Raw genomic sequence first — 25,950 nt, 5'->3', positions numbered from 1 at the left:
GTGTCGTTTGCGGTCCTGACGCGATCAGCCGTGCAGTTCGGCGATCTCGTCGAGCGGACGGCGGGTGCGCGGCGCGGACTCGCGGGTGCGCAGCGGCTCGGGGAGGGTCTCGGCGTCGCCGAGCACGCCCAGCGCGGTGACGGATACCGGCTCGAAGCGCTCGCCGAGCTGGAAGGCCTCCCGCAGCGCCTCCGCATCGAATCCGCCCATCTGGTGCGCGTGGAGCCCGTCGTGGTGGGCCTGGATGGTGAGGTGTGCGACGGCCTGACCGAGGTCGTAGGTCGCCCACCGGCGCTCCTTCCCCTCCTCGTCGACGACCTCGGCGGCCGCGACGATCAGGACCGCCGCGGATCCGGCCCACACGGTGTTGAATCCGGCGAGGTTGGCGACGATCGTGTCGAAGGCCTCGGTGCCGCGCCGCGCGACGATGAAGCGCCACGGCTGCGTGTTCGCCGCCGACGGCGACCAGCGCGCCGCCTCGAGGGCGGAGCGCAGCGTGATGTCGTCGATCCCGATCGAGGGGTCGAAAGCGCGGGGGCTCCAGCGCTCGGCGAGTGCGGGGAGCAGCGGGGCGGACGTCTCGGCGACGCGCGCGGTGGCTTCGGCGATGGACATGGAACTCCTCCAGGGTGTTCGTTCAGAATCTGTCGGCTCCATTGCCTGGCTATGTCCATGTAAACGCATCGGATCCGAGGAAATTCCCGCTGTCTATCCGCGGCGACATCGCGCACGGAATGCTGTGCTCGACCGCAGGTTGGGCGGTCCAGACCGAGAGGTGGATGCGATGTCCGAGGTGCAAGTCCGTTCCGGATGGGTGGGTTGGGCGCTGTTCGCGGCCGTGCTCCTGCTCATCGCCGCGATCCTCGACGTGTTCTACGGGATCGTCGCCCTGCTCGGGCCGTCGACCGGGTATTTCGTGTCGTCGTCGGGCATCCAGACGTTCAGCCTCACAGCGTGGGGATGGTGGTCGATCGTGCTCGGCCTGCTCATGCTGATCGCAGGCCTGTCCCTCATGCGCGGCGCCCTGTGGGCCCGCATCTTCGCGGTGTTCATCGCGGCGCTGCACGCCATCGGGCAGCTGATCGCGTTTCCGGCCCAGCCGTGGTGGTCGATCGCGATGGTGACCGTCGACCTCCTCATCATCTACGCGGTGACCGTGCACGGACGGGAACTGCGGCGCAGCTGACCGCGCAACCGACCCGGGGGAGACAGGGGGCGAACGCCCGTCGGCAGACCTGCCGACGGGCGTTCCGTGTGAACGGCACATGTCGCACGTGTAAAAGTTCGTAACATTCAGAAAGCCCCCGGACGGCCCTCCTCCGGGGTACAAGAATCACGCATCCCGGGCGTGCCGCGCTTCACCCTGGGGTGAAGTCGAGTTACATGCATTTCTTGCCGCTGATCAGCCTCTCTGTCCCGCGACTCCCGTCGGGAGGTGCTCATCACGCACGCCCACCCGGCTGTCCGCGTGTCTGCGGACACCACCCCGAGGGGGACGACACGACACGCTGAGGATGCCCGTTCCACCCCCACTTGCGGGGGCGCTCCCACGCCCCGTAGAACTGACCTCACCCGAACCCGACCAGATCCCCAGTGCTGTGGATGCCACCCCCACCCCACCGTGAGAGGTCCCGTCCGTGTTCATCTTCCTGTTGCAGCTCCGCCACATGCTGGGCGGGCATCCCGAGTTCTACCTCTTCGCGATCTACTCGGCGCTGATCTGGGTCATCTGGATCGTCAAAGTGCTCATGTCCCGGCGCTACCGCGCCTACACCGGCGAGTTCACCGGCACGACCAGCGTGGTCGTCCCGGTCGTCGACGAGCCGCTCGACCTGTTCCGCGACGTCCTCGGCCGCATGGTCGAGCAGAAGCCGGGCGAGATCATCGTCGTCATCAACGGCGCCCCCAACCCCGAGCTCGCCGAGGTGTGCGAGGAGTTCGCGCCGCTGGTGCGCTGGGTCCACACGCCCATCCCCGGAAAGCGCAACGCCGTCATGATCGGCACCAAGATGTCGACCGGCGAGATCACGGTCCTCGTCGACTCCGACACGATCTGGACCGAGGGCACGCTGGCGGAGCTCGTCAAGCCGTTCGCGGACGACCGCGTCGGCGGCGTGACCACGAAGCAGCGCATCCTGGAGCCCACCCGCAGCTGGATCACCCGCTGGGCGGACTGGCTGGAGAACTCCCGCGCGCTCTACTCGATGCCCGCGCAGAGCGTCGTCGGCCAGATCGGCTGCCTTCCCGGCCGGACGATCGCGTTCCGCCGCTCGATCCTGATGCGGGTCATGGACAAGTTCATGACCGAGAAGTTCCTCGGCGTCTTCCTCGAGGTCTCCGACGACCGGACGCTGACGAACCTCACGCTGAAGGAGGGCTACCGCACCGTCTACCAGCACACCAGCCTGGTCTACACGGACGCCCCGCTGAAGGTGAAGAAGCTCTTCAAGCAGCAGCTCCGCTGGGCGCGCGGCAGCCAGTACAACACCTTCCGCATGCTCCCGTGGATGCTCGGGCACGCCCCGGTGCTGGCGTTCTTCTTCGTGATGGACATCATCCTGCCGTTCATGCTGGCCGGCGTCATCGGCGGCTGGATCTACCGCTCGATCACCGGCGGCGGCTACAACTTCTACGAGGGCTTCCTGAAGTCCTACGGGATCGAGGGCGGCATCCTCACCGTCGTGGCGCTGATGGTCGCGTCGTCGGTGATCAGCATGTCCATCCGGCAGATCCGCCACCTCTCCGAGAAGCCCAGTGACTTCTTCCGCCTGCCGGTGTTCATCATCGTGTCGACGTTCTTCCTCATGCCGATCCGCCTGATCGGGTTCTTCCGGATGGCGCACGCCAGTGGATGGGGCACTCGCGCCGGCGCCTACGCCGGCGGTCCCGCGGAGATCAGCTCCGAGGAGGAGATCGCGGCGCACGCCACCGGTGCCGCTCCGTCGGGCCACGCGGCGCCCGCCCTGCCCGACTCCGTGGGCGGCATGACCACCGCGACCGCGCTGGCCACCCGCACGCAGCTCGCGACCAGGGCCGAGGTCAAGGCGGCAGCCACCGCTCCCGCCGCCAAGCCCGCGAAGGCCAGCCGCCGCAAGTTCAACCCGCTCGCCGCCATCCCGTACCTGATCGGAATCGCGATCCTGACCCTGGAGGCTCTCTTCCTTGTCTGACCAGACCGCCCCCGCACGGGCCGCCGCCTGGTGGTCCCAGTCCAAGTCCCGCTCGCAGGCGACCGCCGTCGCGGCCCTCGTCCTGACGGCCGTCCTCGTCGGCATCTCCGCCTACGTCTGGGTGTCGCCGACCGGCGCCCCGCTCCGCAAGGTCGTCGACCAGGCGGCGACGGCCGTCACCCCCTTCGCGGCCCAGAACGCCGAACTCAAGCGCAATCTCGACAAGGCCACCGAGACGATCGCCTCGCAGAAGGGCAAGCTGACCGCGCTGCAGAAGGCGACCCTCGCCGCCCAGGCCGCTGCCGCCAAGCAGCTCGCCACCGCCCAGCAGAAGGCCGCCGCGGCCGAGAGCCAGCTCGCCAGCGTGAAGGCGCAGCTGTCCGCCGCCCAGGCGAAGGGCACCTCCGGCTCGACCGCGTCGGGCTCCACTGCGTCGGGTCACAGCGGCTCCGGTTCGTCCGGGTCGTCCGGGGGAGACGCCGCCGCCCCGATCACCGCGCCTGCGCGCGCCGACCTGGTCAACCCCGCCAAGCGCTACTACGGCATGTACACCGAGCAGGCCCCGTTCAACTGGGCCACCTTCGACGCGACGAGCTCGAAGGTCGGCGTCTCACCCAACATGGTCGGCTACTTCAGCGGCTGGGATGAGACCTTCCGTGCCAACGCCGTCACCCGCTCCTGGCAGCAGGGCCGGATGCCGATGATGACCTGGGAATCGCGTCCCATCGACGCGGGCAACGACACCGTCAATGCGCCGGCGTACTCGCTCCCGAACATCATCCGCGGCGACTTCGACTCCTACCTCCACCAGTACGCCAAGGACATCGTGGCCACCGGTCTGCCGCTGGCGATCCGCCTCGACCACGAGATGAACGGCATCTGGTACCCGTGGGCGGAGACCGACGGGCAGGGCAACTCGATCAACGGCAACAGCGCGGGCGACTACGTGAAGATGTGGCGCCACGTCCACGACGTCTTCCAGCAGGAGGGCGCCAACAACCTGGTCGTCTGGGTCTGGGCGCCGAACATCGTCAACAACCTGCCTGCCGCGCACAAGGCGCCCGGCTACCTCCAGTCGCTGTACCCGGGCGACGCGTACGTCGACTGGGTCGGACTCTCCGGATACCTGCGCCCGCCGTACAAGCCCGACAACGACTTCAGCTTCGACTACACGTTCAAGACGAGCCTCAACGAGCTGCGCTCCATCACGAGCAAGCCGATCATCCTCGCCGAGGTCGGGGCGTCGGAGACGGAAGGCCACAAGGCCGCCTGGATCACCTCATTCTTCCAGGCGCTCGCGAAACCGGAGAACGACGACATCATCGGCTTCTCCTGGTTCAACCTCGCGGTGACCAGCTACGTCGAAGGCGTCCGCGCCACAAACGACTGGCGCATCGACTCCCGGGCGGACTCGCTCTCCGCCTTCATCACCGGCCTGACCAGACCTGAGGACGACTTCGCCCTCACTCCCGCTCCCTGACCACCAGAAAGGACGATCGCCATGACCGCTCCCAAGAAGTCCAAGGTCCAGCCCGCACCCCGCATCAGCGTGATCGGCACCGGCTACCTCGGCGCCACCCACGCGGCCGCCATGGCCGAGCTCGGCTTCGACGTCGTCGGCGTCGACACCGACCCGCGCAAGGTCGAGGAGCTGAAGGAGGGACGCGCTCCGTTCTTCGAGCCCGGCCTGCCGGAGCTCATCCGCCGGAACGTCGCCGCCGGGCGCCTCACGTTCACGACCGACCTCGCCGAGGCCGTCGCCGTCTCCGATGTGCACTTCATCTGCGTCGGCACGCCCCAGCAGTCGGGCTCGTTCGCGGCCAACCTCTCCTACGTGGAGGCTGCGGCCCGCGGCATCGCCGAGAACCTCACCCACGACGGGCTCATCGTGGGCAAGTCGACGGTGCCGGTCGGGACGGGCGCGCGGCTCCGCGCGATCATCGCGGACGCCGTGCCTGCAGGGATCGATGTCGAGCTCGTCTGGAATCCCGAGTTCCTGCGCGAAGGCAAGGCGGTGGACGACACGCTCTCGCCCGACCGTCTCGTGTTCGGCGGAACCTCCGCGAAGGCCGAGGCCACCCTCCGCCGCATCTACGAGAAGCCGATCTCCGAGGGCTGCCCGGTCCTCGTGGCCGACCTGCCGACGGCGGAGCTGGTGAAGGTCAGCGCCAACGCCTTCCTCGCCACGAAGATCTCGTTCATCAACGCGATCGCCGAGGTGTGCGACGCAGCCGGGGCGGACGTTTCGCTGCTCGCGGACGCTCTCGGCCACGATGTGCGGATCGGCCGTCAGTTCCTCAACGCCGGCCTCGGCTTCGGCGGCGGGTGCCTGCCGAAGGACATCCGCGCTCTCATGTACCGCTCGAACGAGCTGGGAGCGCACGCCGCGGTCGGTCTGCTGCAACAGGTGGACGAGATCAACATGGGTCGCCGTCAGCGGGTCATCGACCTGGCGCTGAAGGCGCTCGGCGGTTCGGTGCTCAACCGTCGCATCGGCGTGCTGGGTGCGGCATTCAAGCCCCACACCGACGACGTGCGCGACTCGCCCGCCCTCAACGTGGCGGCGGCACTGCACCTCCGCGGTGCGCAGGTCGTCGTCTACGACCCGCAGGCCCGCGAGACCGCCCAGCGGCTCTATCCCACCCTCGGGTATGCGGACTCGATGGACGAGGCGCTCACCGGAGCCGACCTGACGGTCGTACTCACCGAGTGGAACGAGTTCACGACGGCCGACCCGGCCGCCCTGCGCGAGCTGGTCCGGGGCCGGACGGTCATCGACGGCCGCAACTGCCTCGACGCCGCCGCGTGGAACCGCGCCGGGTGGAGCGTGCTCGCGATGGGCACCGTGCCCGAGCTCGCTCCGCTGGCCGACGACCTCGCAGCCCTCGCCCCCGTCCGCTGACCCGACCCCGTCCCCACCTTTCGTCGAGGTGCACGTCGTTGCGCAGTCGCACGGCGTGTCGACCGCAACAACGTGCACCTCGGCGAGGAAGACAAGGAGAACGACCATGACCAGTTACGTGACGAAGGCGGTTATTCCGGCGGCGGGATTGGGAACGCGCTTCCTGCCGGCGACCAAGGCCATGCCGAAGGAGATGCTCCCGGTGGTCGACAAGCCGGCCATCCAGTACGTCGTCGAGGAGGCCGTCACCTCGGGCCTCAACGATGTGCTCCTCATCACCGGCCGCAACAAGAACGCGCTCGAGAACCACTTCGACCGCAACGCGGAGCTGGAGGACGCCCTCGAGAAGAAGGGCGACCGCGACAAGCTCCTCAAGGTCAGCTACTCGACCTCCCTCGCCGACATGCACTACGTGCGGCAGGGCGACCCGAAGGGCCTCGGGCACGCGGTGCTCCGCGCCAAGATGCACATCGGGCACGAGCCGTTCGCCGTGCTCCTCGGCGACGACATCATCGATGCCCGCGACCCGCTGCTCGCGCGGATGCTCGAAGTGCAGCACGCGCTCAACACGACCGTCGTCGCCCTGATGGAGGTGCCGCCGGAGTCCATCCACCTCTACGGCGCCGCCGCGGTGGTCGAGACGGACGACGAGGATGTGGTGCGCATCACGGGCCTCGTCGAGAAGCCCAGCCGCGAGAACGCGCCGTCGAACTACGCGGTCATCGGCCGGTACGTCCTGCGGCCCGAGATCTTCGACATCCTGGAGAAGACGGAGCCGGGCAAGGGCGGAGAGATCCAGCTGACGGATGCGCTCGAAGGGCTCGCGACCGCTCCGGCGTGGACGGGCGGTGTGCACGGCGTCATCTTCCGCGGGCGTCGCTACGACACCGGCGATCGGCTCGACTACCTGAAGGCGATCGTGCAGATGGCGGTCGCCCGGGAGGATCTCGGACCCGAGCTCCTGCCGTGGCTCAAGGAGTTCGCCATGAACGCCGGGCCGGCCGAGACCGCGCCGATCCCGACGTTCCCCGCGCTCCCGGTCGCCGTTCCGGCGCCAGCCGCGGCCGCCGCGCCCAAGCCTCGAGTGAAGACCGCGGCCGCCAAGGTCGCTCCGACGCGCGAACTGGTGCCCGCTCCCGTCGCCTGACGGCCAGGCGCGCCGTCGCATCGGCCCGAGCCGTGACCACAGTCACGGCTCGGGCCGAGTCGCGTCAGGTATGGCGGGTCGGCTAGTCGAGACCCAGCCGCTTGAGCGTGTGCTTCTCGCTGTGTCCGGGGTCGGTCTCGATCTCGTCGATCGCGATCGGGATGCTGGGCCCGACGGCCAGCCAGACGAAGCCGTCGCGGTGCACCAGCGGGACGAGATCCGTCGTCCCGTCGCGCAGCAGGGTGCGGACGCGCTTGAGCAGCGCATAGCCTTCTGACGGCTTGGTCACGTACGTCTTCCGCCGGTAGTGGATGACGTGGGCGACGGTCTTCGCGCTCAGCCCGGCGATCTCGCTCTCGGTCAGCGCTTCCGCGGCCGGGCTGTCGGCCGGGGTCTCGGTTCGGGTGTCGGTCATGCGACGCACGGTACGCCGCCTGCGCTAGCGTCGACAGGTGCTCCTCCCTGACGCCGCCTCCCTCGATCGCCTCGCCGACCATGGCTGGCCGGCGCTCGAACGCGAGCAGCTGGAAGGGTGGACGCTGCGCGCCTCCTCCGGCGTCACCAACCGGGCGAACTCGGTTCTGACCTCGGGTGCCGTCGACGATCTCGACTCCGCGGTGGATGCGGCCGAGCGCTGGTACGCCGCGCGGTCCCTCCCTCCGGTGTTCCAGGTGAGCCCCGCCTCGTCTCCCGCGCTGACCGATGTGCTCCGCGGACGCGGGTATCGCGACCACTCGCCGACGGACATCCTCGTTGCCGACCGTGCCGCCGCCGCGGTGCCCGCGGTCGATCCCGCCGTGCGGATCACCGACTGTCCGGACGAGGCGTGGCTCGACACCTGGTGGTCCGTCGACGGCCGGGGCGGAGCCGCCGAGCGCGATGTCGCCGCGCGCATCCTCCGCGGCGGTCCGGCTCTGTACGCCGCGCACGGCGACCTGGCCGCGCCGGACCCCGTCGCCCGGCTCGCGCTCGTGGGCGAGTGGGGAGGGCTGTACGCCGTCGCGACGCGTCCGGAGGCCCGGCGCCGCGGGCTCGCCCGCGCGCTCGTCCAGGCGCTCTCCACCGCATCCGCCGAGCACGGTGTCAGCGGCCTGTGGCTGCAGGTGCTCGCGGACAACGCCGCGGCCCACGCCCTCTACGCGTCGCTGGGCTTCCGGCCGGTGTCGCACTACTCCTACTGGTTCTGACCCCCGCAGATTCGTGCCGAATGTGCGGTATCAGCTCCGCTGACCGCACATTCGGCACGAATCGGGAGGGATGCGCTAGACCTCCGCGGCGCGCTCCGGCCGGTAGGAGGCCAGGAAGGTCCCTGCGTACAGCGCGGCCGCGACGAGGAAGCCCACGGCCATCACATACGAGGCCCAGTCGCTTCCGATCGAGATCGTCAGAACGCCGGCGAGGAACGTGATCACCATCACGATCAGACCCCACAGCGCGAGGCGTTCGCCGACACCGGCCGCCCGGGCCGCGAGCAGGACGCGGACGCTCACCACGACGAGTCCGATGGCGATCAGGATGTGCAGGATGACGATGATCGTGTCGACCACACGGACGAACGTGCTGTCCGGTTCGCCGATCAGGTTGGCCGCCATGCCGAGCAGGTACTGGACGGCGAGGGCCGTCAGCGCCTCCCGGGAACGGCGGCGGAGGTGCGCGGCGGGAGTCACCGCGGCGGCGGTTGCAGACATGAACGCTCCTCGAGGAGAGAGACGGTTACGGCGTCGGCGTCATTCTGCTCTCCCCCCGCCCCGTGGCACCAGGGGCGATCACGCGCCGAAGATCGCCCGCAGCTGCTCGATCGGCGCCTTGGGGCGGCGGTCCTCGAAGACCAGTCCGTTCGTCTCCTGACCGGTGTCGGCCAGCTGCGTGTAGCAATAGCCCGCGAGAGGAGCGGACGCGCGCACGGCGCCGACGAGGGCCCGCAGGCGCTCCACGAGGTCCGCGGTGCTGGTCGCCGTCGAATAGCCCCAGGCGTCCTCCGGCCCGTTCTCGGTGTACGAGATGCCGCCGAACTCCGTCAGCATGATGGGGGCGTCGAGCCGCTGCTCGGCGTCAACCACCAGTCGGCGGCCCGGGAGCGTGAACGGCGCCCCGAGGATGCCCTCGCGCGTCGCGTAGCGCTCGCGGACCCGCTCCGGGTCGTGGTCGTAGTCGTGGATGGACAGGATGTCGGACGCCGCGTGCTCCCAGCCGTCGTTGGAGATGACCGGCCGGCTCGGGTCGACCGTCTTGGTGAGATGCACGAGCGCCTTCGCGTACGACACCATCCGCGGGTCGTGGGCGAGGTGCTGCACACCCCAGCTCTCGTTGAGCGGCACCCAGGTGACGATCGAGGGATGCGACCGGTCGCGGTCGAGGATCGCCGACCATTCGGCGATGCTGCGTCGCACGGCCTCCGGGCTGAACGCGTACGCCGCCGGCGCCTCGCCCCAGACGAGCAGGCCCAGCTTGTCGGCCCAGAACAGGAAGCGGGGGTCCTCGTACTTCTGGTGCAGGCGCGTGGCGTTGAAACCGAGGTCGAGGATGAGCTGGGCCTCGGCGCGCAGGGCGTCCGCGCTCGGCGCCGCCGAATGCGACTCGGGCCAGTAGCCCTGGTTCAGCACGGAGCGCAGATACAGGGGTCGGTCGTTCAGCAGGAACCGGCCGCCCTCGACCGCGGTGGACCGCAGCCCGAAGTACGACGCGACGACATCGGCCGCGCCCTCGGCGCCCTGCAACGTCACCGTCGCATCCAGCAGCGTGGGGTGCGCCGGCGACCACAGCAGCTCCTCGTAGGCCTGCCCGTTGGTCTGGCGGTGGATGCGGAACGGGATCTCCACCTCGCGTCCGGTGATCGCGGTCTCGACGCTCGCGAGCGGTTCGCCGCCCAGCTGCACCGTGATCCGGGCGGTCGTGCCCGCCGGCGCCGACCGGCTCAGGCGGAGCTGCGCCGTGACCTCGCCCGCGGGCACGTCGGTCATCCAGTGCAGCTGCTCGACGCGGAGTGCGGCGGCCGCCTCCAGCCAGACCGGCTGCCAGATCCCGGTCGTGCGGTGGTACCAGATCGAGTGCGGATGGTGCCGCCAGTCCTGCTTGCCGCGCGGCTGCGCAACGTCGGCCGGGTCGTCCTGCGCCCGCACGGTGACCGAGAAGTCGCCGTCGCCGACGAGGTCGGTGATGTCGAGGGAGAACGGGGTCGAGCCGCCTTCGTGCCGTCCTGCCGATCGGCCGTCGATCCAGACCTCGCAGGCGTGGTCGACCGCGCCGAAGTTCAGCAGCAGGCGCTCGCCGGCCGGCACCTCGTCGCGCAGGACGGTGCGCTGGTACCAGACGACCGGGTGGAAGCCCGTGTCGCCGACGCCCGACGCATCCGACTCGAACGGGAAGGGCACCTGGATGACACCGCCCAGCGACCGGGCCGACTCCCAGTGCTCACGCAGCCCGCGGTCGTCGTCGTCGAACGCGAAGGTCCACGGACCGGAGAGGTCGAGCCAGTCGGCCCGGACGAGCTGCGGCCGCGGGTAGCGGCCGTCCTGAGCGGTGGCCGCATCCGTGCGGCGTTCCTCGGTGAGCATCCCATTAGCATGCACGATTCGTGCAGCGCTGTAAAGTCGGAAATCCGGTGCCTCAGGCGAGGGCGGGCGCGCTCTCCCGGGTGACCAGCGAGAAGGGGGCGAGCTCGTGGCGGCCCATGCCGTCGAAGCCGCCGACGCGCTCCAGCAGCATCTCCACCGCGCGGGATGCGAGACCGCGCATGTCCGGCGCGACCGAGGTGATCGACGGGTAGGTGACCGCCGTCATCGGCGTGTTGTCCCATCCCGTCACCGCGACGTCGTCGGGCACGTGGATGCCGCGCTCCTGCAGGGCGCGCAGAGCGCCGATCGCGGCGAGGTCGTCGCGGCAGACCAGGCCGTCGAAGCGCAGGCCGGCGTCGAGTGCGGAGCCGACGGCGCGCACGGCGTTGCCCGCGGAGACGGCGATGCTCGAGATCAGCAGCTCCGGTTCCGGAGTGATGCCCGCATCCTCGAGCGCCTGCTGATATCCGGCGATCCGGAGCTTCGACGTCCGCGTCGGCCGGGCGCTCTCGTGCCCGGCGAACGCGATCCGCTTCCGGCCGAGCGACAGCAGGTGCTCCGTCGCCGTCCTGGCGGCCTCCACGTTGTCGATCATGATGCGGTCGACGGTCAGCGGAGCGGCGTTCTCGCCCAGGACGACCAGCGGGATGTCGGTGCGCGACTGCGCCAGCTCGGCGGAGTTCATGACGCTCGGCTGGAAGATCATTCCGTCCACCAACCCGGACTCGCCGGCCGAGACGACGGCGCGCTCGCCCTCGATCGTCCCCTCCGTCTGCTCCAGCAGCACGCGGTAGCCGCGGCGCTCCGCCTCGTCGGCCACGACGCGCGCGAGTTCGGCGAAGTACGGCAGGGTCACGTCGGCGAAGGCCAGGGCGAGCAGGCCCGTTCGGCCGGTCGCCAGGCGGCGTCCCATGATGTTGGGGCGGTAGCCGAGCTCGTCGATCGCGCGCTGCACACGCTCCCGCATCGCCGGGCTGACATGCGCGTAGTTGCGGACCACGTTCGAGACGGTCTTCATGGACACGCCCGCGTGCTCCGCCACATCCTGAAGCCTGACGGCCATGGCGTCTCCTTCCGCGTCATCGGTCGCGTGCCTGCGGGGTCACTCTACAGGGAGCCATCCAATGCAGGCATTGTGAGGTTGACACGCTGTGTTCAGCGCTGTAAATTCGCCAAGCATGCCGAGTGTATCCGGCTCCAGCACCACCGATCACGCCGCCGGCCCGATGGAAGGGCAGCGTGAGAGGCTCACTCAAGGGAGAGATCACATGAAAAAGCGATTCGCCGCACGTGCGATCGCAGTGGCGGTCACCGCGGGCCTCGGGCTCGCGCTGACGGCCTGCGGAAGCAGCAGCTCGGGAGGCGGCGGAGACGTCTCCTCCGCCGACTACACCGGACCGAAGGTCAACATCAGCTTCTGGAACGGCTGGACCGGTGGCGCCGCTCCCGTGCTCGTGCCGAAGCTGATCGAGAAGTTCAACTCCGAGCACAAGAACATCGTCGTCAAGGATGTTCCGATGGAGTGGGCGGACATCGCCCGCAAGATGCCCCTGGCCGTGAAGGCAGGCAAGGGCCCGGATGTCGCGGTCGGCCACGGCGACGACATCGCCACCTACGCGGCCCAGGGTCTCGTGCTCAAGGCGGACAGCATCGTGAAGTCCCTCGGCTACAAGGCCGACGACTTCCCCGAGGGGCTGCTCGACGCCGGCAAGTACAACGGCAGCCAGTACGCCGTGCCGTGGAGCATCACGCCGCTCGGCCTGTACGTCAACAAGGACGTGCTCCAGTCGGCCGGAGTCGACCCGAACACCATTCCGCAGGACAAGGACTCGTACCTGGCGGCGCTCGAGAAGCTGAAGGCCGCGGGTGTCCAGGGTGAGTGGGTCGACGGTTACGTCTTCACCGGAACCTTCGAGTTCGAGAGCCTCCTCTGGCAGTTCGGCGGAGACCTCTTCAACAAGGATGTCTCGAAGGCGACCTTCAACTCGGAGGCGGGCGTCAAGGCCCTCACCTGGATGACCGACCTGATCAAGAAGGGCTACAGCCCGGCCGACGTTGCGCAGGACGGCAACATCAACGCCCTCATCGCCGGCAAGAACGCCTTCAACTGGAACGGCGTCTGGCAGACCACGAACACCGCGTTCGACAAGCTGAAGTGGCAGGCCGTCGCCGTGCCGCAGATCGGCGACGAGAAGGCCGTCTGGTCGAGCTCGACCCACTGGATGTTCATGAACAACAAGGGTCAGGACAAGAACAAGACCGCCGCCGCTGCGACGTTCGTCAAGTGGATGAACGACAACTCGGCCGACTGGCCCAAGACCGGTGAGCTGCCCGCCAAGAACTCGGTTCGCGACGACCCGAAGCTGGTGCAGACCTACCCCAACCTGAAGCCGTTCCTCGACGAGCTGCCGTACGCGCACTACGAGCCCATCGCACCGGGCATCACCACGGTGGAGGCGACGATCACCGTCGCGGTGAACGAGGCCATCACCGGCAAGAAGGATCCGAAGCAGGCTCTGGACGACGCGGCTGCCAAGGCCGACACCCTGCTGAAGCAGAACAAAGAGAAGTACGGTGACTGACACCGCTTCGATCGTGGCGCCCCGGGAGACCGGGGCGCCACGCCCGTCCCGCTCCGGCAGGAAGGCCGGCCGGCGGCCGGGCGCCCCCCGGCGCACCGGTGTCGCCTACCTCTTCCTGGCGCCGTTCCTCATCCTGTTCATCGTGTTCGTCCTGGCGCCCGCGGTGTTCGGCCTGTGGATCAGTCTCACGAACTGGAGCCCGTTCCGGGCCACCCAGAAGTTCATCGGACTCCAGAACTACATCGACCTGTTCACCCCGGGAAGCGCCACGTCGGGCGACTTCTGGCAGTCGATGGCCGCGACCGGGATCTTCACGCTCGCCAGCGTCCCGTTCCTCCTGATCATCCCGCTGCTGATCGCGGTGCTGCTCAACCAGAAGATCCGCGCCGGCTCGTTCTTCCGCGGCGTCTTCTTCGCCCCCTACGTGCTCGGCGTCGCCGTCATCAGTGTCATCTGGAAGTACCTCCTCGACACCCAGTCCGGCATCATCAACCACCTGCTGGGCATGATCGGCCTGCCCGACAACCTTCCCTGGACCGTGGACGTGCCGTGGGTGTGGGTCACCCTGGCGGGCGTCACCGTGTGGTGGACCATGGGCTTCAACACGGTCATCATCCTGGCCGGTCTGAAGGGCATCAGTCCCGACCTCTACGAAGCAGCCGCGCTGGACGGCGCAGGCGCCTGGCGCCAGTTCATCAGCGTGACGCTGCCGGGCCTCCGCCAGGTCATGACCTTCGTCATCACCATCACCATCCTCGCGAGCGCGAACATGTTCGGCCAGGCGTTCCTCATCACGAAGGGCGGTCCGGGCAACACGACCCGCACGGCGATCATGTACATCGCCGACCAGGGCCTGTCGCAGAACAACCTGGCCGCCGCGGCGGCGATGAGCTACGTGCTGTTCGCCTTCCTCGCGATCATCAGCATCATCAACTTCCGCCTCCAGCGGGAGCGGGCAGAGAAGAGCGCCTCATGACGACGACGGCTCCCGAGAAGACGGAGACCCCGCGGACCATCCGCGCGCGGCGCAAGCAGACACCGCAGGCGGCAGCTCGCAAGACCCTGCTCTACGCCGTGCTGATCGTTCTGGCGCTGGTGGTCATCCTTCCGCTGCTGTGGATCCTGCTGACCTCGTTCAAGACCGACGGCGACGCCATCCGCAATCCGTACTCGGCGATCCCCAACCCGTTCTCGACCGAGGCGTACACGACCCTTTCGAGCGGTCAGCAGCCGGTGTTCCGCTGGTTCCTGAACAGCCTCGCCGCCGCCGCGCTGCAGACCGTGCTCATCCTGATCACGGCGAGCATGGCCGCCTACGCCCTGGCGCGCCTCGAGTTCTGGGGCAAGCGGATCGTTTTCGGCCTGATCATCTCCACGCTGCTCGTCCCGCCGGTCATCTTCCTCATCCCGAACTACCTGATCGTGCAGAACCTCGGGTGGCTCGACACGCTGTGGGCGATCACCATCCCGGGCGCGGCCAGCGCGTTCGGAGTGTTCTTCCTCCGGCAGTTCTTCGTGGGCCTTCCGGCGGAGATCGAGGAGGCGGCGCGGATCGACGGAGCGGGTGACATCCGGATCTTCCTGCAGATCGTGCTGCCGCTCGCACGCCCGGCTCTCGCGACGCTCGCGGTGCTGAGCTTCCTCGCCAACTGGAACGACTTCCTCTGGCCGGTGTACGTGCTGCTGAGCCCGGAGAACCTGACGCTCCAGCCCGGTCTGTCGCAGCTGCAGGGCGCGTACTCCACGCACTACGCCATCGTGATGGCGGGTGCCGTGATCGCGTCGGTGCCGGTGCTCATCCTGTTCTTCTTCGCGCAGAAGCAGATCGTCGAGAGCGTCGCCACCAGCGGGGTCAAGGGGTGAGGATGCGCCGGACGGCCGCCGTCACCGCGACGATCATCGCTCTGGCGGCGGCGCTGGCGGGATGCTCGGCCGGCTCCGAGCCCAGTGCATCGCCGTCGACGGCGGTCGCTCCCTTCCAGATCGACAGCGACTTCCCGGATCCGGGCGCGCTCGTCGTCGGCGACCGGGTGTACTCCTATGCCACGAACACCGCCGCCGTGAACGTCCAGGTCGCCACGTCTGACGACATGAAGACCTGGACGCTGAGCGACGAGGATGCGATGCCGCAGCTGCCGTCGTGGGCGATCAAGGGCAAGACCTGGGCCCCCGGACCGGCGGAGCTCGCCGATGGCCGGTTCGCCCTGTACTTCACCGCGTCGGACGCCGCCAGCAAGTTCCAGTGCATCGGCGTCGCGTTCGCCGATCGGCCGGAGGGTCCGTTCACCTCCACGGCGGACAAGCCACTCGTCTGCCCGGAGGACGAAGGCGGTGCGATCGACGCCAGCGTGACCGCTGACGAGAACGGCCAGCGCTACCTGGTGTGGAAGAACGACGGCAACTGCTGCGGCTACGACACGTGGATCTCCGCACAGCCGCTCTCGGCAGACGGCGCCTCCCTGACCGGGGAGCCGACCAGGCTGATCAAGCAGACCGAGTCGTGGGAGGGCAAGCTCGTCGAGGCGCCGGTGATCGTGCGGCACGACGACGAGTATGTGCTGCTCTACTCGGCCAACGACTACGCCGACTCCTCCTACGTGACCGGCGTGGCCACGGCGAAGAGCCTGCTCGGCCCGTACACGAAGGAGAAGGAGCCGCTGCTCTCGACCGCCGGCTCGAAGGGGCGCTACCTCGGCCCAGGCGGCGAGGACCTCGTGACCTTCCAGGGCAAGGACTGGATGCTGTTCCACTCGTGGGACGAGGCGTTCGCCTACCGCGGCATGCACGCCGTCCCGGTGACGTGGAAGGGCGGACTGCCGGAGCTCGCGCCGTGACCGGTGACATCCTCCGCGTTGCCCGCCACTGGGGTCCGGTCTGGGAGGGATACTTCGCGGACCCGTTCGTGCTGCGCCTCCCCGACGGCGGCTACGTGGCGTACGGCACCCACCCGGACGCCGACGGCGACCGCGTCTTCGAGGCGCTGCGCTCGCCCGACCTGTCGCAGTGGGAGAGCGCCGGCGCTGTGCTGGAGCGGGTCGACGACACCCTCGGCGCGGACTACTGGGCGCCCGAGGTGGCCTACGCGCATGACGCCTACTGGATGTACTACTCGGTGGGGCGGGGGATCGAGGGCCACCACCTGCGCGTGGCACGTTCGGACTCTCCGGTCGGTCCGTTCCGCGACGTCGGCGTCGACCTGACCCCGGACGAGGTCTTCGCCATCGACGCGCACCCGTTCCGCGACGACGACGGCCGCTGGTACCTGTACTTCGCGCACGATGTGCTCGACCACGAGCGCCCGGGCACCCACCTCGCCGTGGCGCCGCTCGACGAGGGGATGACGGCCCTGGCCGGACCGCCCGTCCCGGTGCTCGCCCCCAACGCCGACTGGCAGCTGTACGAGCGCGACCGCCTCATCCACGGCCGCCGATTCGACTGGCACACGCTCGAAGGGCCGGCGGTGCTGCACCGCGACGGCCGCTACTGGCTGACGTACTCCGGCGGCGCGTGGACCGGGCCCGGGTACGCCGTCGGCGTCGCCGCCTCCGACCATCCACTCGGCCCATGGACCCACGTCGACCAGCCGCCGCTCCTGAAGAGCGGGGGCGACCTGCGCGGTCCCGGCCACAACTCGCTCACGGTCGCGCCCGACGGGACGGACGTCATCGCGTTCCATTCCTGGAACGCCGACGCGACCGCCCGGCAGCTGCACCTGGGCGCCCTGCGCATCGACCAGCAGGCGCGGAGCGGACAGCCCGCGCCGATCACCACCTGAGAGGAACGACGACCATGGACGACGCGGTTCCGCACGTCACCCCCACCCTTCCCGACACCTCCGGCCTGGAGCCCGAGCTGCAGCAAGCCGTGGAGACGATCTACACCGACGGCATCATCGGGAAGAAGGGCGCATTCTCGACCGAGTGGGCCGACCGCCTGCGCGAGGACATCGAGGTCGCCTTCGACGAGGCCCTCGGCCGCCCGGGCGGCGCGGTCGGTCGCGGCACCAAGCGCTACTACGTGGAGATCCACCCCGAGCAGATGCGCGGGTGGCTCGAGCTGGTCGATCACCCCTGGGTGCGCGGCGTCTGCGAGGCCGTGCTCGGCCCCGACTACCAGATCGTGGAGCTCGGCTTCGACGTGCCGGGCCCCGGCGCGAAGGACCAGCCGTGGCACCGCGACTTCCCCATGCCCGACGAGACGAAGCAGACCGGCCGACTCACGTCGCTCGCGTTCAATCTGACAGCGGTCGACACCACCGAAGAGATGGGTCCGTTCGAGATCGCGCCGGGAACCCAGTGGGATCTGCCGGAGGGCTTCGAGCACGAGATGTTCCCGGTCGCGGACCTGTATCCGCGATACATCCAGCGGGCGGTCCGGAAGTACCCGATGCGCGGCGACATCTCCGCCCGTTCGGCCCTGACCCTGCACCACGGCACGAAGAACACGTCGCAGGTGTCTCGTCCGGTGCTCGTGCTCGGCGTCGACGCGCCCGGCGCCGGGAACGCGGAGCACCACGACATGGCCGTCACGCACGGCTTCTACGAGTCGCTGCCGGAGCGGGTCCGTCGCCACCTGGTGTGCCCGGTTGTGGATGAACTCACGCCGATCACGCAGAAGCACACCATCGAGGGCCTGATGATGGGCGACGCCTGACGGAGCCTGTGCTCGCGAGGTGCTGTGCCTCCGCCGTTAAACCACGATGCCGGGCTGCGGGAAGACTAGGGTTTCTTCTCACGGCCCGGCATACGTTTCGGGGTTACGCCGGATGGATATTCGGGTTCCTCCGTCGCTCTTCGAGACTACAGGAAAAGTCCTCGTTGTGTAGGTCGAATGGAGGACATTTTTGTACCCCGGTCTGTCCCCAGTGCGAGGGGCAAGCGATTCTCAGGCGTTCAGTTCCTGGATGAGCGCAGCCACGAAGGCGTCGATGTCCTGTTCTGTGGTGTCGAAGGAGCACATCCAGCGCACCTCGTTGTTCGCCGCATCCCAGTCGTAGAACCGGAAATGCTCCCGCAGCCGGTCGGCGACCCCGGCCGGCAGGGTCGCGAAGACGCCGTTCGCTTCGGTCTTCTGGCTGAAGCCGACGCCCCGGATGCTGCCGTCGGCGATGCCGGCCTCCAGGGCCGTGCGCAACCGGGTCGCCATCGCGTTGGCGTGCGAGGCGGACCGCAGGTACAGGTCGTCGGTGAGCAGTGCGATGAGCTGCGCCGAGATGAACCGCATCTTCGACGCCAGCTGCATGTTCAGCTTGCGGAGGTAGACCATCCCCTCCGACGCCTGCGGGTTGAGCACGACGACGGCCTCGCCGTAGAGCATGCCGTTCTTCGTCCCGCCGAAGCTGAGCACATCCACTCCGGCATCGGTCGTGAACGCCCGCAGCGGCACGCCCAGGGTGGCCGCCGCGTTCGCGATGCGGGAGCCGTCCATGTGAAGCTTCATGCCGAGGGCGTGGACATGGTCGGCGATCGCCCGGACCTCCTCCACCGTGTACGCCGTGCCGAGCTCGGTCGTCTGCGTGATGGACACGACCAGCGGCTGGGCGCGGTGCTCGTCTCCCCAGCCCCACGCCTCGCGGTCGATGAGCTCGGGAGTCAGCTTGCCGTCCGGCGTCTCGATCGGGAGCAGCTTGATGCCGGCCACCTTCTCGGGGGCGCCACCCTCGTCGGTGTTGATGTGCGCCGTCTTCGCGCACACGACGGCGCCCCAGCGCGGGAGCATCGACTGCAGGCCGACGACGTTCGCCCCGGTTCCGTTGAACACCGGATACACCTCGACGCCCTCGCCGAAGTGCTCGGCGAACACCTCGTGCAGGCGGGCCGTGTAGACGTCCTCGCCGTAAGCGATCTGGTGGCCGCTATTGGCGGCCGCGATGGCGTCGAGGATCTCGGGGTGGACTCCCGCGTAGTTGTCGGAGGCGAAGCCGCGGAGGGTGAGGTCGTGGAGTTGAAGCGTCACGACTCCATCTTTCCAGGCTCGAGGGGGATGCGTCGGCCGTTGACCGCCGCCGCCTCGTGCTCCCACAGGCCCACGACCTCCTCGCCGAGCCGTGGCTCGAGACCCTCCAGGGTCTTCACGACGAAGACGCTCGCCGCCGACTGCGGCGCCTGCTTGGCGAAACCCTGGGCGATCGCTCGCACCCAGGCGTCCGCCGCCGCCTTCGCCGCAGCGTAGTTCGCGCCGCCCGGGTACGGCTTCTCGACCGCGGTCGACGAGACGATCGCCAGCCGTCCGGCGGGCGAGGCGGCGAGGTCGTCGAAGAAGACGCGCGTGGTGTTCCGGAGGGTGCGGAAGCCCCGCTCCAAGAACTCCCAGTCCTCGTCGCTCTGGCCTTCGATCCCGCCGCCGCCGCGCCAGCCGCCCACGAGGTGGATGAGGCCGTCGATGTGGCCGAACTTGAGGTGGATGCGCATGGCCAGCTCGGCCACTGCATCCCGGTCGGCCAGATCGCACGGTCGCGTCTCGACGCCCGGCACTGCTGCGGCCAGCGCATCCAGCGCCTCCTGCCGGGTTCCGACGGCCAGGACGGTCGCGCCGGCCGCGACCAGCGCACGGGCGACCGCTTCGCCCGACGCGCTGGTCGCGCCGGCGATCAGCACCAGTCGGCCGCGGGCGGAGTTCGCGCCGAGCGGCCCGGCCTCCGAAGAGGGCCGGGCCGCCTGGTCCGCCGAGGGGGCGTCCGTCATGCCGCGTCCGTCGTGCCGGTGATGCCGGCCGTCGACTCGATGACGGTCGCCATCTTCTTGTTCAGCGCCTCGTAGAACATCGAGAGCGGGAACTCGTCGTCCAGCACCTGGTCGGTGTAGCCCTTCGGCGGCCCGGCCAGGACCTCGTCCGACAGTCCGCGCGCCCAGTTGGAGGCGGGGTGCGGGGTGAGGGTCTCGGTCAGCATCTCGTAGGCCGCCAGCCAGTGCGCCACCTTCGGCCGGTCGATCGAACGCCAGTACAGCTCGTTGATCCGGTCGCTCAGCGCGATGACCACGTCGGGGACGTTCTCCCAGTCGATGGTGAGCTGGGTGTCCGTCCAGTGCAGCACGTCGTGCTGGTGCATCCACGCGAACAGCAGCTGGCCGCCGAGCCCGTCGTAGTTGCGCACGCGGCTGCCGGTGATCGCGAACCGGAAGATGCGGTCGAAGATCACCGCGTACTGCACCAGGTGCGCGTGGTCGCGGACGGCGCGCTGCGCCTCCGAGAGCTCGGCGTCGGGCAGGGCGCTGAGCTCGCGCTCCAGCTTCACCGACTCGCGGAACGCGGTCAGGTCGCACCGCAGCTCCTCCAGCGAGTAGAGGAAGAACGGCATCCGCTGCTTGATCATGAACGGGTCGAACGGCAGGTCGCCGCGCATGTGGCTGCGGTCGTGGATGATGTCCCACATCACGAAGGTCTCCTCCGTGAGGTGCTGGTCGTCCAGCATCGCGGCCGCGTCGGCCGGCAGCTCCAGTTTCGTGATCTCGGCGGCCGCGCGCACCACCCGGCGGTACCGGGCGGCCTCGCGGTCCTGGAAGATCGCGCCCCAGGTGAATGCGGGGATCTCGCGCATGGCCACGGTCTCGGGGAACAGCACGGCCGAGTTGGTGTCGTAGCCGGGTGTGAAGTCCACGAACCGGAGGGCGACGAACAGCTTGTTGCCGTAGTCGCCGGCCTCCAGCTCCGCCACGAACTCCGGCCAGATCACCTCGACCAGCAGCGCCTCGACGTGACGGTCGGAGCTGCCGTTCTGCGTGTACATGGGGAAAACGACCAGGTGGCCGAGCCCATCCACGCGGTGCTGCTGCGGCTGGAACTCGTTCAGCGCGTCGAGGAAGTCGGGGACCCCGAAGCCCTCGTCCGCCCAGCGCGTGAAATCGCGCTGGAGTGCGGCCAGGTAGGACGCGTCGTGCGGGAACGCCGGTGCGAGTGCGGCGATCGAGTCGACGATGGTGCGGACGTGCTCTGCGGCGGCCGGGCGGTCGGACTCCTGCTCGACCGAGCCGTCCTTCACCTGGAGGGCCTGCAGCGCGACGGCGGCGTCCTTGAGGCGCAGCCAGGCGGGGTCGTTCGCGACCTCGCGGACCGGGCGGCCGTCCTCGACGACCTCGGGCTCCCCGACAATGGCGTCTGCGGTGAAGTGCTGGACGAATTGAGACATGACGAACCTCCCGTCGTTGGTCGGCCGCTCGCACGCGGCAGGGTGTGGATGTGTCGAGCCTATCCGGGGATCGCGAGCGTTTTGTTGTCTATTCCGGCGGAAAACTGCGCCGATTGCTGGCGATGCGCAGCGAATCGCTAGTCGGCTGCCGGGTAGACGAGATGACCGTCGACGACGTGCGCGTGCGGGTTGAGGACGGCCGGACGCACCGACCGCTCGGAGAGGATGTCGAACACCTCGACGCCCGCCGTGATCAGGGCGTCCGTGACCAGGCGCCGATGACAGCGCCAGGGCACGGCCTCGCTGCACATGATCGCCGGCCGGAACTCCTGGGCCAGCGCGAGCAGGTCCTCCAGCCCCTCCGCGAACGACGCGGTGGCCATGTAGTCCGCGTATGCGCGGAACGCGGCGACCTGCCAGAACCCGTTGGGGCTCTCCGTGCCGGCCGGAGTGTGGCGCCGCCCGCCGAGCTTCTCCAGCCACCGGTAGCCGATGTCGGGCGGGAGCGCAGCGACGATCGGATCCTGGTTCCATTGGGGGAGGCGTCGCGACGACGGGAAGTGGCGGATGTCGACCAGCATCGTGACGTCGTTCTCGCGCAACATCGCGAGCACCTCCCCGAACTCCCGGTTCGAGTGCCCCACCGTGTACACCACGCTCACGTCCCGCACCCTACGCCCGCCGATCCTCCCTCCGCCCACTCCCTCCGCCCACCGTCGAGTCCGCACATATTGCACACCGAACGCCGCGCGGGCGTGCAAAGTTCGCGGACTCGACGGTGGGGTGGAGGCGGGAGCAGACGCGCGGGGCGGACGCTGCGATGATGGGGGGATGGCGAGAACGGTTCGCGGGGCGCGTGTGCTCATCACCGGGGCGGCGTCGGGCATGGGGAGGCTGTACGCCGAGCGTGCCGTGCTCGAAGGCGCACGAGCGGTCGTGCTCTGGGACCGCGACGAGGCCGCGCTCAGCGAGCTGACGCACCGGCTGCGGCGCGAGGTGCTCGCCGGGCGCACAGCCGCGGCCTGGGGAGCGCCGCCACGGTCACCGAGCTCGTCGGCGGGGAAGGCATCCACCAGCGTGCTGCCCTACGTCGTCGACCTCGCGGAGCTCGGGGCGATCGCGCAGAGCGCCCAGGCGGTGCGGAAGGAGCTCGGCGGGATCGACGTGCTCATCAACAATGCCGGCATCGTGCGCGGCAAGTACTTCTGGGAGCACGACAACGGCGACGACACCCGCCCGACCATGCAGGTCAACGCGCTCGCCCCGATGTACGTGACGCGGGAGTTCCTGCCCGGGATGCAGCAGAGCCCCCGCGAGGCGCGCATCGTCAACATCGCCTCGGCCGCCGGCACGATCTCCAACCCGCGCATGAGCGTCTACGCCGCGAGCAAGTGGGCGGTGATCGGCTGGAGCGACAGCGTCCGCCTCGAACTCCAGCAGCAGGGCTTCGGCCACGTGAAGGTCACGACGGTCGCGCCGAGCTACATCGACACGGGGATGTTCGAAGGCGCCCGCGGGCCGCTCCTGACCCCGGTGATGAGCCCGGAGTACGTCGTCGACCGCGTCTGGCGGGCGATGCTCGCCGGTCGTCCGATGCTGATGCTCCCCTGGACGGTCGGCCTGGCGCGGACCCTCCGCGGCGTGCTCCCGACCCGCGCGTGGGACGCCGTCGCGGGCCGTGTCTTCGGCGTCTACGACTCGATGGAGGGCTTCACCGGCCGCCAATAGCCCGCGTCGGTACTCCCTTTTCTGTACGAACTCACATACAGTGGCTCCCCGAGCGAACGTCGAAGGGAGCCGATCGTGAGCGATCCGTCGTGGACCCAGGTGGTCAAGACCGTCGAGCCGGAACAGCCGGAGCTGAAACGGGCCCTCGGGCCGGGGCTGCTGCTCCTGTTCATCGTCGGCGACATCCTCGGCACGGGCGTCTACGCCCTGACCGGTCAGGTCGCCGCCGAGGTGGGCGGCGCGGCGTGGCTGCCGTTCCTGCTGGCCTTCGCTGTTGCGACCGTGACCGCCTTCTCCTACCTGGAGCTGGTCACCAAGTACCCGCAGGCCGCGGGCGCCGCGCTGTACACGCACAAGGCGTTCGGCATCCACTTCTTCACGTTCATCGTGTGCTTCATCGTCATGACGTCCGGCATCACCTCGGCGTCGACGGCGTCGCGCGCGTTCGCGGTGAACCTCACCGTCGGGTTCGGCATCCCGGATGACAACGTCACGACGCTGCTCATCGCCCTCGCCTTCATCGTGCTCATCATGCTGGTGAACCTCCGCGGCGTCTCCGAGAGCGTGTGGCTGAATGTCGTGCTCACCCTCGTCGAGCTCTCCGGTCTGCTGCTGGTGATCTTCATCGGCCTCTGGGCGATCGGCGGCGGCAACGCGGACTGGTCGCAGGTGGTGGCGTTCGAGACGCCGGAGGACAAGGGCGTTCTGCTGGCGGTGAGCACGGCGACATCGCTGGCGTTCTTCGCGATGGTCGGCTTCGAGGACTCGGTCAACATGGCGGAGGAGACGAAGGATCCGAGCCGGATCTTCCCGAAGATGATGCTGAGCGGACTCGGCATCGCCGCGGTCATCTACGTGCTCGTCTCGATCACGGTCGTCGCGCTGGTCCCGATCGGCGAACTGGCCGGCAGCGAGACGCCGCTGGTGGCGGCGGTCGAGGCCGCTGCCCCCGGCTTCCCGATCAACGACCTGCTGCCGTTCATCTCGATGTTCGCGGTCGCCAACACCGCCCTCATCAACATGATGATGGCGAGCCGCCTGCTCTACGGCATGAGCCGGCAGAACGTGCTCCCGCCGTTCCTGGCGAAGGTGTCGCCGAAGCGCCGGACGCCGTGGACGGCGATCCTCTTCACCACGGCGCTCGCCGTCGCCCTGATCATCTACGTGTCGCTCGACCCGAAGGGCTCGATCGTCGCGCTGCTCGGAGGCACGACCTCGCTGCTGCTGCTGGCGGTGTTCGCGGTCGTCAACGTGGCTGTGCTGGTGCTCCGCAAGCAGCCGGTGGACCACAAGCACTTCCGCTCGCCGACGGTGCTGCCGATCATCGGCGCGATCACCTGTCTGTACCTGGTGTTCCCGTGGACCTCCGGCCGCCCGGTCGGCCAGTACACGATCGCGCTCGGCCTGCTCGGCATCGGCATTCTGCTGTGGATCGTCGAGCGGGTCTACTCCGCGGTCGCCCGCCGCCGGACGCCCCAGGAGAAGGTCGACTCGAACCGCTGACGCGCGCGCGACGCCTGATCGCCGACGGTCAGGCGTCGCCGGCGCGGTGACCCGGGTCGCCGCGCTCGACGATGGTGGCGGGGTCGAGGTCGTCCTCCGGCGGCACGGGGATGTCTCCCACGTCGTCGGGTCCGCCGGTGCCCGGGCGCACGGCGGCGCCGTCCGACTCCTCCTGCTTGACCTCGGTCTCGCGTTCGCTCGCTGGGCTGTACGAGCGGTCCTTCGCGGTCTGGTCGGCGTCGCTCTGGTGCTCGTCGGGGGCGTCCGGTGTCGCGTTCATTGGAGGGACGGTACGCGCACATCCCGGGCCGCCCAAGCCCCTGACGGGGTGCGGAAGCGGGTGTTCCGTGGAAGTACACGAATGGAGGTCGATGGATGTCTTTCCCTGAGCAGCAGCAACAGCCCCCCGGTACGACGGACGCGATGGAGCCGCGCCCCGACCACGGCGAGGAGACGTACCGCGGCAGCGGCAAGCTGACCGGCAAGGTCGCGCTCATCACCGGCGCGGACAGCGGCATCGGCAAGGCGGTCGCCATCGCCTACGCCCGCGAGGGCGCCGACGTCGCCATCTCGTATCTGAACGAAGACGACGACGCGGAGGACACGGCGAAATGGGTCCGGGAGGCCGGGCGGAAGGCGCTGCTGCTGCGCGGCGACGTATCGGACCCGCAGCACTGCCGCGACATCGTCGCGAAGACCGTCGAGGAACTGGGTGGCATCGACGTGCTCGTCAGCAACGCGGCCTACCAGATGACGCGCGAGTCGCTGGACGAGATCCCCGACGAGGAGTGGGACCACACGATCGCGACCAACATCTCCGCCTTCTTCCACCTGGCGAAGGCGTCCGTGCCGCACATGAAGCCCGGCGCGAGCATCATCGGGTCGTCGTCGGTGAACTCCGACATGCCCTCCCCGACCCTGCTGCCCTACGCGGCGACGAAGGCCGCCATCGCGAACATGACGGCGTCGCTGGCGCAGCTGCTCGGTGACAAGGGCATCCGGGCCAACAGCGTCGCACCGGGTCCGATCTGGACGCCGCTCATCCCCTCGACCATGCCGGAGGAGAAGGTGAGCCAGTTCGGGAGCGATACCCCGCTGGGGCGGGCGGGACAGCCGGCCGAGCTGGCGCCGGTCTACGTGCTGCTCGCATCCGACGACGGCTCGTACATCTCGGGTGCGCGGATCGCCGTCACCGGGGGGCGCCCCATCCTGTAGGACGCAGACAGAGAGAACGGCGCC

General features: G+C 69.1%; 25 protein-coding genes. 15 read left to right on the top strand and 10 right to left on the bottom strand.

What is annotated here, in order from left to right:
• Positions 1–24: 24 nt before the first annotated feature.
• Positions 25–615 (bottom strand): nitroreductase family protein, encoded by a 591-nt coding sequence (locus tag J2Y42_RS02260; RefSeq protein ID WP_309854602.1) that lies wholly within the window; start codon positions 613–615, stop codon positions 25–27.
• A 169-nt stretch (positions 616–784) separates the two neighbouring features.
• Here J2Y42_RS02260 and J2Y42_RS02255 point away from each other — a divergent pair, with 169 nt between their 5' ends.
• The 5 genes from J2Y42_RS02255 (at position 785) to galU (ending at position 7,219) form a co-directional block, all read left to right on the top strand.
• Entirely contained in the window at positions 785–1,186 is a 402-nt protein-coding gene (locus J2Y42_RS02255) for a hypothetical protein (RefSeq protein WP_309854599.1), read from the top strand.
• Between the two features lie 451 nt (positions 1,187–1,637).
• Positions 1,638–3,170, top strand: coding sequence for a glycosyltransferase family 2 protein (locus J2Y42_RS02250; protein WP_309854596.1), 1,533 nt, complete (start codon positions 1,638–1,640; stop codon positions 3,168–3,170).
• Complete coding sequence (locus tag J2Y42_RS02245; RefSeq protein ID WP_309854593.1) at positions 3,163–4,650, top strand: glycosyl hydrolase; 1,488 nt, start codon at positions 3,163–3,165, stop codon at positions 4,648–4,650. The genes J2Y42_RS02250 and J2Y42_RS02245 overlap by 8 nt, the downstream gene beginning before the upstream one ends.
• Positions 4,651–4,671: 21 nt before the next feature.
• Positions 4,672–6,072, top strand: a complete 1,401-nt coding sequence (locus tag J2Y42_RS02240) for a UDP-glucose/GDP-mannose dehydrogenase family protein (RefSeq protein WP_309854590.1) — start codon at positions 4,672–4,674, stop codon at positions 6,070–6,072.
• 106 nt (positions 6,073–6,178) lie between these two features.
• Positions 6,179–7,219 (top strand): UTP--glucose-1-phosphate uridylyltransferase GalU, encoded by a 1,041-nt coding sequence (gene galU / locus J2Y42_RS02235; protein WP_309854586.1) that lies wholly within the window; start codon positions 6,179–6,181, stop codon positions 7,217–7,219.
• A gap of 82 nt (positions 7,220–7,301) precedes the next feature.
• Here the strand turns inward: galU and J2Y42_RS02230 are convergent, their stop codons facing one another.
• On the bottom strand, positions 7,302–7,634 hold the full coding sequence (locus tag J2Y42_RS02230; RefSeq protein WP_309854583.1) for a hypothetical protein: 333 nt from the start codon (positions 7,632–7,634) through the stop codon (positions 7,302–7,304).
• Between the two features lie 37 nt (positions 7,635–7,671).
• Here J2Y42_RS02230 and J2Y42_RS02225 point away from each other — a divergent pair, with 37 nt between their 5' ends.
• Positions 7,672–8,406: a GNAT family N-acetyltransferase gene (locus J2Y42_RS02225; protein ID WP_309854580.1), complete on the top strand. Its 735-nt coding sequence runs from the start codon at positions 7,672–7,674 to the stop codon at positions 8,404–8,406.
• Between the two features lie 75 nt (positions 8,407–8,481).
• Here the strand turns inward: J2Y42_RS02225 and J2Y42_RS02220 are convergent, their stop codons facing one another.
• The 3 genes from J2Y42_RS02220 to J2Y42_RS02210 all read right to left on the bottom strand — a co-directional run bounded on the left by J2Y42_RS02220 (position 8,482) and on the right by J2Y42_RS02210 (position 11,836).
• Positions 8,482–8,907, bottom strand: a complete 426-nt coding sequence (locus J2Y42_RS02220; protein ID WP_309854577.1) for a hypothetical protein — start codon at positions 8,905–8,907, stop codon at positions 8,482–8,484.
• 78 nt (positions 8,908–8,985) lie between these two features.
• Positions 8,986–10,773 carry a sugar-binding domain-containing protein gene (locus J2Y42_RS02215; protein WP_309854575.1) on the bottom strand — a complete coding sequence of 596 codons (1,788 nt, stop codon included), beginning with the start codon at positions 10,771–10,773 and terminating at the stop codon, positions 8,986–8,988.
• Positions 10,774–10,825: 52 nt separating this feature from the next.
• Complete coding sequence (locus J2Y42_RS02210) at positions 10,826–11,836, bottom strand: LacI family DNA-binding transcriptional regulator (RefSeq protein ID WP_309854572.1); 1,011 nt, start codon at positions 11,834–11,836, stop codon at positions 10,826–10,828.
• 205 nt (positions 11,837–12,041) lie between these two features.
• On the opposite strand from J2Y42_RS02210, the gene J2Y42_RS02205 reads away from it, so the two are divergent.
• Genes J2Y42_RS02205 through J2Y42_RS02180 form a run of 6 tightly spaced genes read left to right on the top strand, consistent with a single transcriptional unit; the run spans position 12,042 to position 18,008 of the window.
• Entirely contained in the window at positions 12,042–13,355 is a 1,314-nt protein-coding gene (locus J2Y42_RS02205) for an ABC transporter substrate-binding protein (RefSeq protein ID WP_309854569.1), read from the top strand.
• On the top strand, positions 13,348–14,331 hold the full coding sequence (locus tag J2Y42_RS02200) for a sugar ABC transporter permease (RefSeq protein ID WP_309854566.1): 984 nt from the start codon (positions 13,348–13,350) through the stop codon (positions 14,329–14,331). The genes J2Y42_RS02205 and J2Y42_RS02200 overlap by 8 nt, the downstream gene beginning before the upstream one ends.
• Positions 14,328–15,218 (top strand): carbohydrate ABC transporter permease, encoded by an 891-nt coding sequence (locus J2Y42_RS02195; protein WP_309854563.1) that lies wholly within the window; start codon positions 14,328–14,330, stop codon positions 15,216–15,218. Before J2Y42_RS02200 ends, J2Y42_RS02195 begins: the two co-directional genes overlap by 4 nt.
• A gap of 2 nt (positions 15,219–15,220) precedes the next feature.
• Entirely contained in the window at positions 15,221–16,189 is a 969-nt protein-coding gene (locus tag J2Y42_RS02190; RefSeq protein WP_309854560.1) for a glycoside hydrolase family 43 protein, read from the top strand.
• A complete protein-coding gene (locus J2Y42_RS02185) occupies positions 16,186–17,130 on the top strand; it encodes a glycoside hydrolase family 43 protein (RefSeq protein WP_309854557.1) in 945 nt (314 codons plus the stop codon). The genes J2Y42_RS02190 and J2Y42_RS02185 overlap by 4 nt, the downstream gene beginning before the upstream one ends.
• A 14-nt stretch (positions 17,131–17,144) precedes the next feature.
• Positions 17,145–18,008 (top strand): phytanoyl-CoA dioxygenase family protein, encoded by an 864-nt coding sequence (locus J2Y42_RS02180; RefSeq protein ID WP_309854554.1) that lies wholly within the window; start codon positions 17,145–17,147, stop codon positions 18,006–18,008.
• 231 nt (positions 18,009–18,239) lie between these two features.
• On the opposite strand, the gene J2Y42_RS02175 is transcribed toward J2Y42_RS02180, so the two are convergent.
• From J2Y42_RS02175 to J2Y42_RS02160, 4 genes are all read right to left on the bottom strand, one after another.
• Positions 18,240–19,310, bottom strand: a complete 1,071-nt coding sequence (locus tag J2Y42_RS02175) for a low specificity L-threonine aldolase (RefSeq protein WP_309854551.1) — start codon at positions 19,308–19,310, stop codon at positions 18,240–18,242.
• Positions 19,307–20,038: an SDR family NAD(P)-dependent oxidoreductase gene (locus J2Y42_RS02170; protein ID WP_309854548.1), complete on the bottom strand. Its 732-nt coding sequence runs from the start codon at positions 20,036–20,038 to the stop codon at positions 19,307–19,309. Before J2Y42_RS02170 ends, J2Y42_RS02175 begins: the two co-directional genes overlap by 4 nt.
• Positions 20,035–21,480, bottom strand: a complete 1,446-nt coding sequence (locus J2Y42_RS02165; protein ID WP_309854545.1) for a DUF6421 family protein — start codon at positions 21,478–21,480, stop codon at positions 20,035–20,037. Before J2Y42_RS02165 ends, J2Y42_RS02170 begins: the two co-directional genes overlap by 4 nt.
• A 137-nt stretch (positions 21,481–21,617) precedes the next feature.
• Positions 21,618–22,142, bottom strand: coding sequence for a DUF488 domain-containing protein (locus J2Y42_RS02160; RefSeq protein ID WP_309854543.1), 525 nt, complete (start codon positions 22,140–22,142; stop codon positions 21,618–21,620).
• Positions 22,143–22,311: 169 nt separating this feature from the next.
• Between J2Y42_RS02160 and J2Y42_RS02155 the strand changes: the two genes are divergently transcribed.
• Complete coding sequence (locus J2Y42_RS02155) at positions 22,312–23,208, top strand: SDR family NAD(P)-dependent oxidoreductase (protein WP_309854540.1); 897 nt, start codon at positions 22,312–22,314, stop codon at positions 23,206–23,208.
• A gap of 75 nt (positions 23,209–23,283) precedes the next feature.
• Positions 23,284–24,711: an APC family permease gene (locus J2Y42_RS02150; protein WP_309854537.1), complete on the top strand. Its 1,428-nt coding sequence runs from the start codon at positions 23,284–23,286 to the stop codon at positions 24,709–24,711.
• 28 nt (positions 24,712–24,739) lie between these two features.
• Here J2Y42_RS02150 and J2Y42_RS02145 read toward each other — a convergent pair whose 3' ends face one another.
• A complete protein-coding gene (locus tag J2Y42_RS02145) occupies positions 24,740–24,991 on the bottom strand; it encodes a hypothetical protein (RefSeq protein WP_309854536.1) in 252 nt (83 codons plus the stop codon).
• Positions 24,992–25,086: 95 nt separating this feature from the next.
• Between J2Y42_RS02145 and J2Y42_RS02140 the strand changes: the two genes are divergently transcribed.
• Positions 25,087–25,926 carry an SDR family oxidoreductase gene (locus J2Y42_RS02140; protein WP_309854534.1) on the top strand — a complete coding sequence of 280 codons (840 nt, stop codon included), beginning with the start codon at positions 25,087–25,089 and terminating at the stop codon, positions 25,924–25,926.
• Positions 25,927–25,950 lie beyond the last annotated feature (24 nt).

Origin of the sequence: Leifsonia sp. 1010 (assembly GCF_031455295.1) — a bacterium.
In the GTDB taxonomy this organism is placed as follows: Bacteria; Actinomycetota; Actinomycetes; order Actinomycetales; family Microbacteriaceae; genus Leifsonia.
Note: the sequence above shows the minus strand (reverse complement) of the source record. Positions and strands in the feature narration are given on the sequence as shown.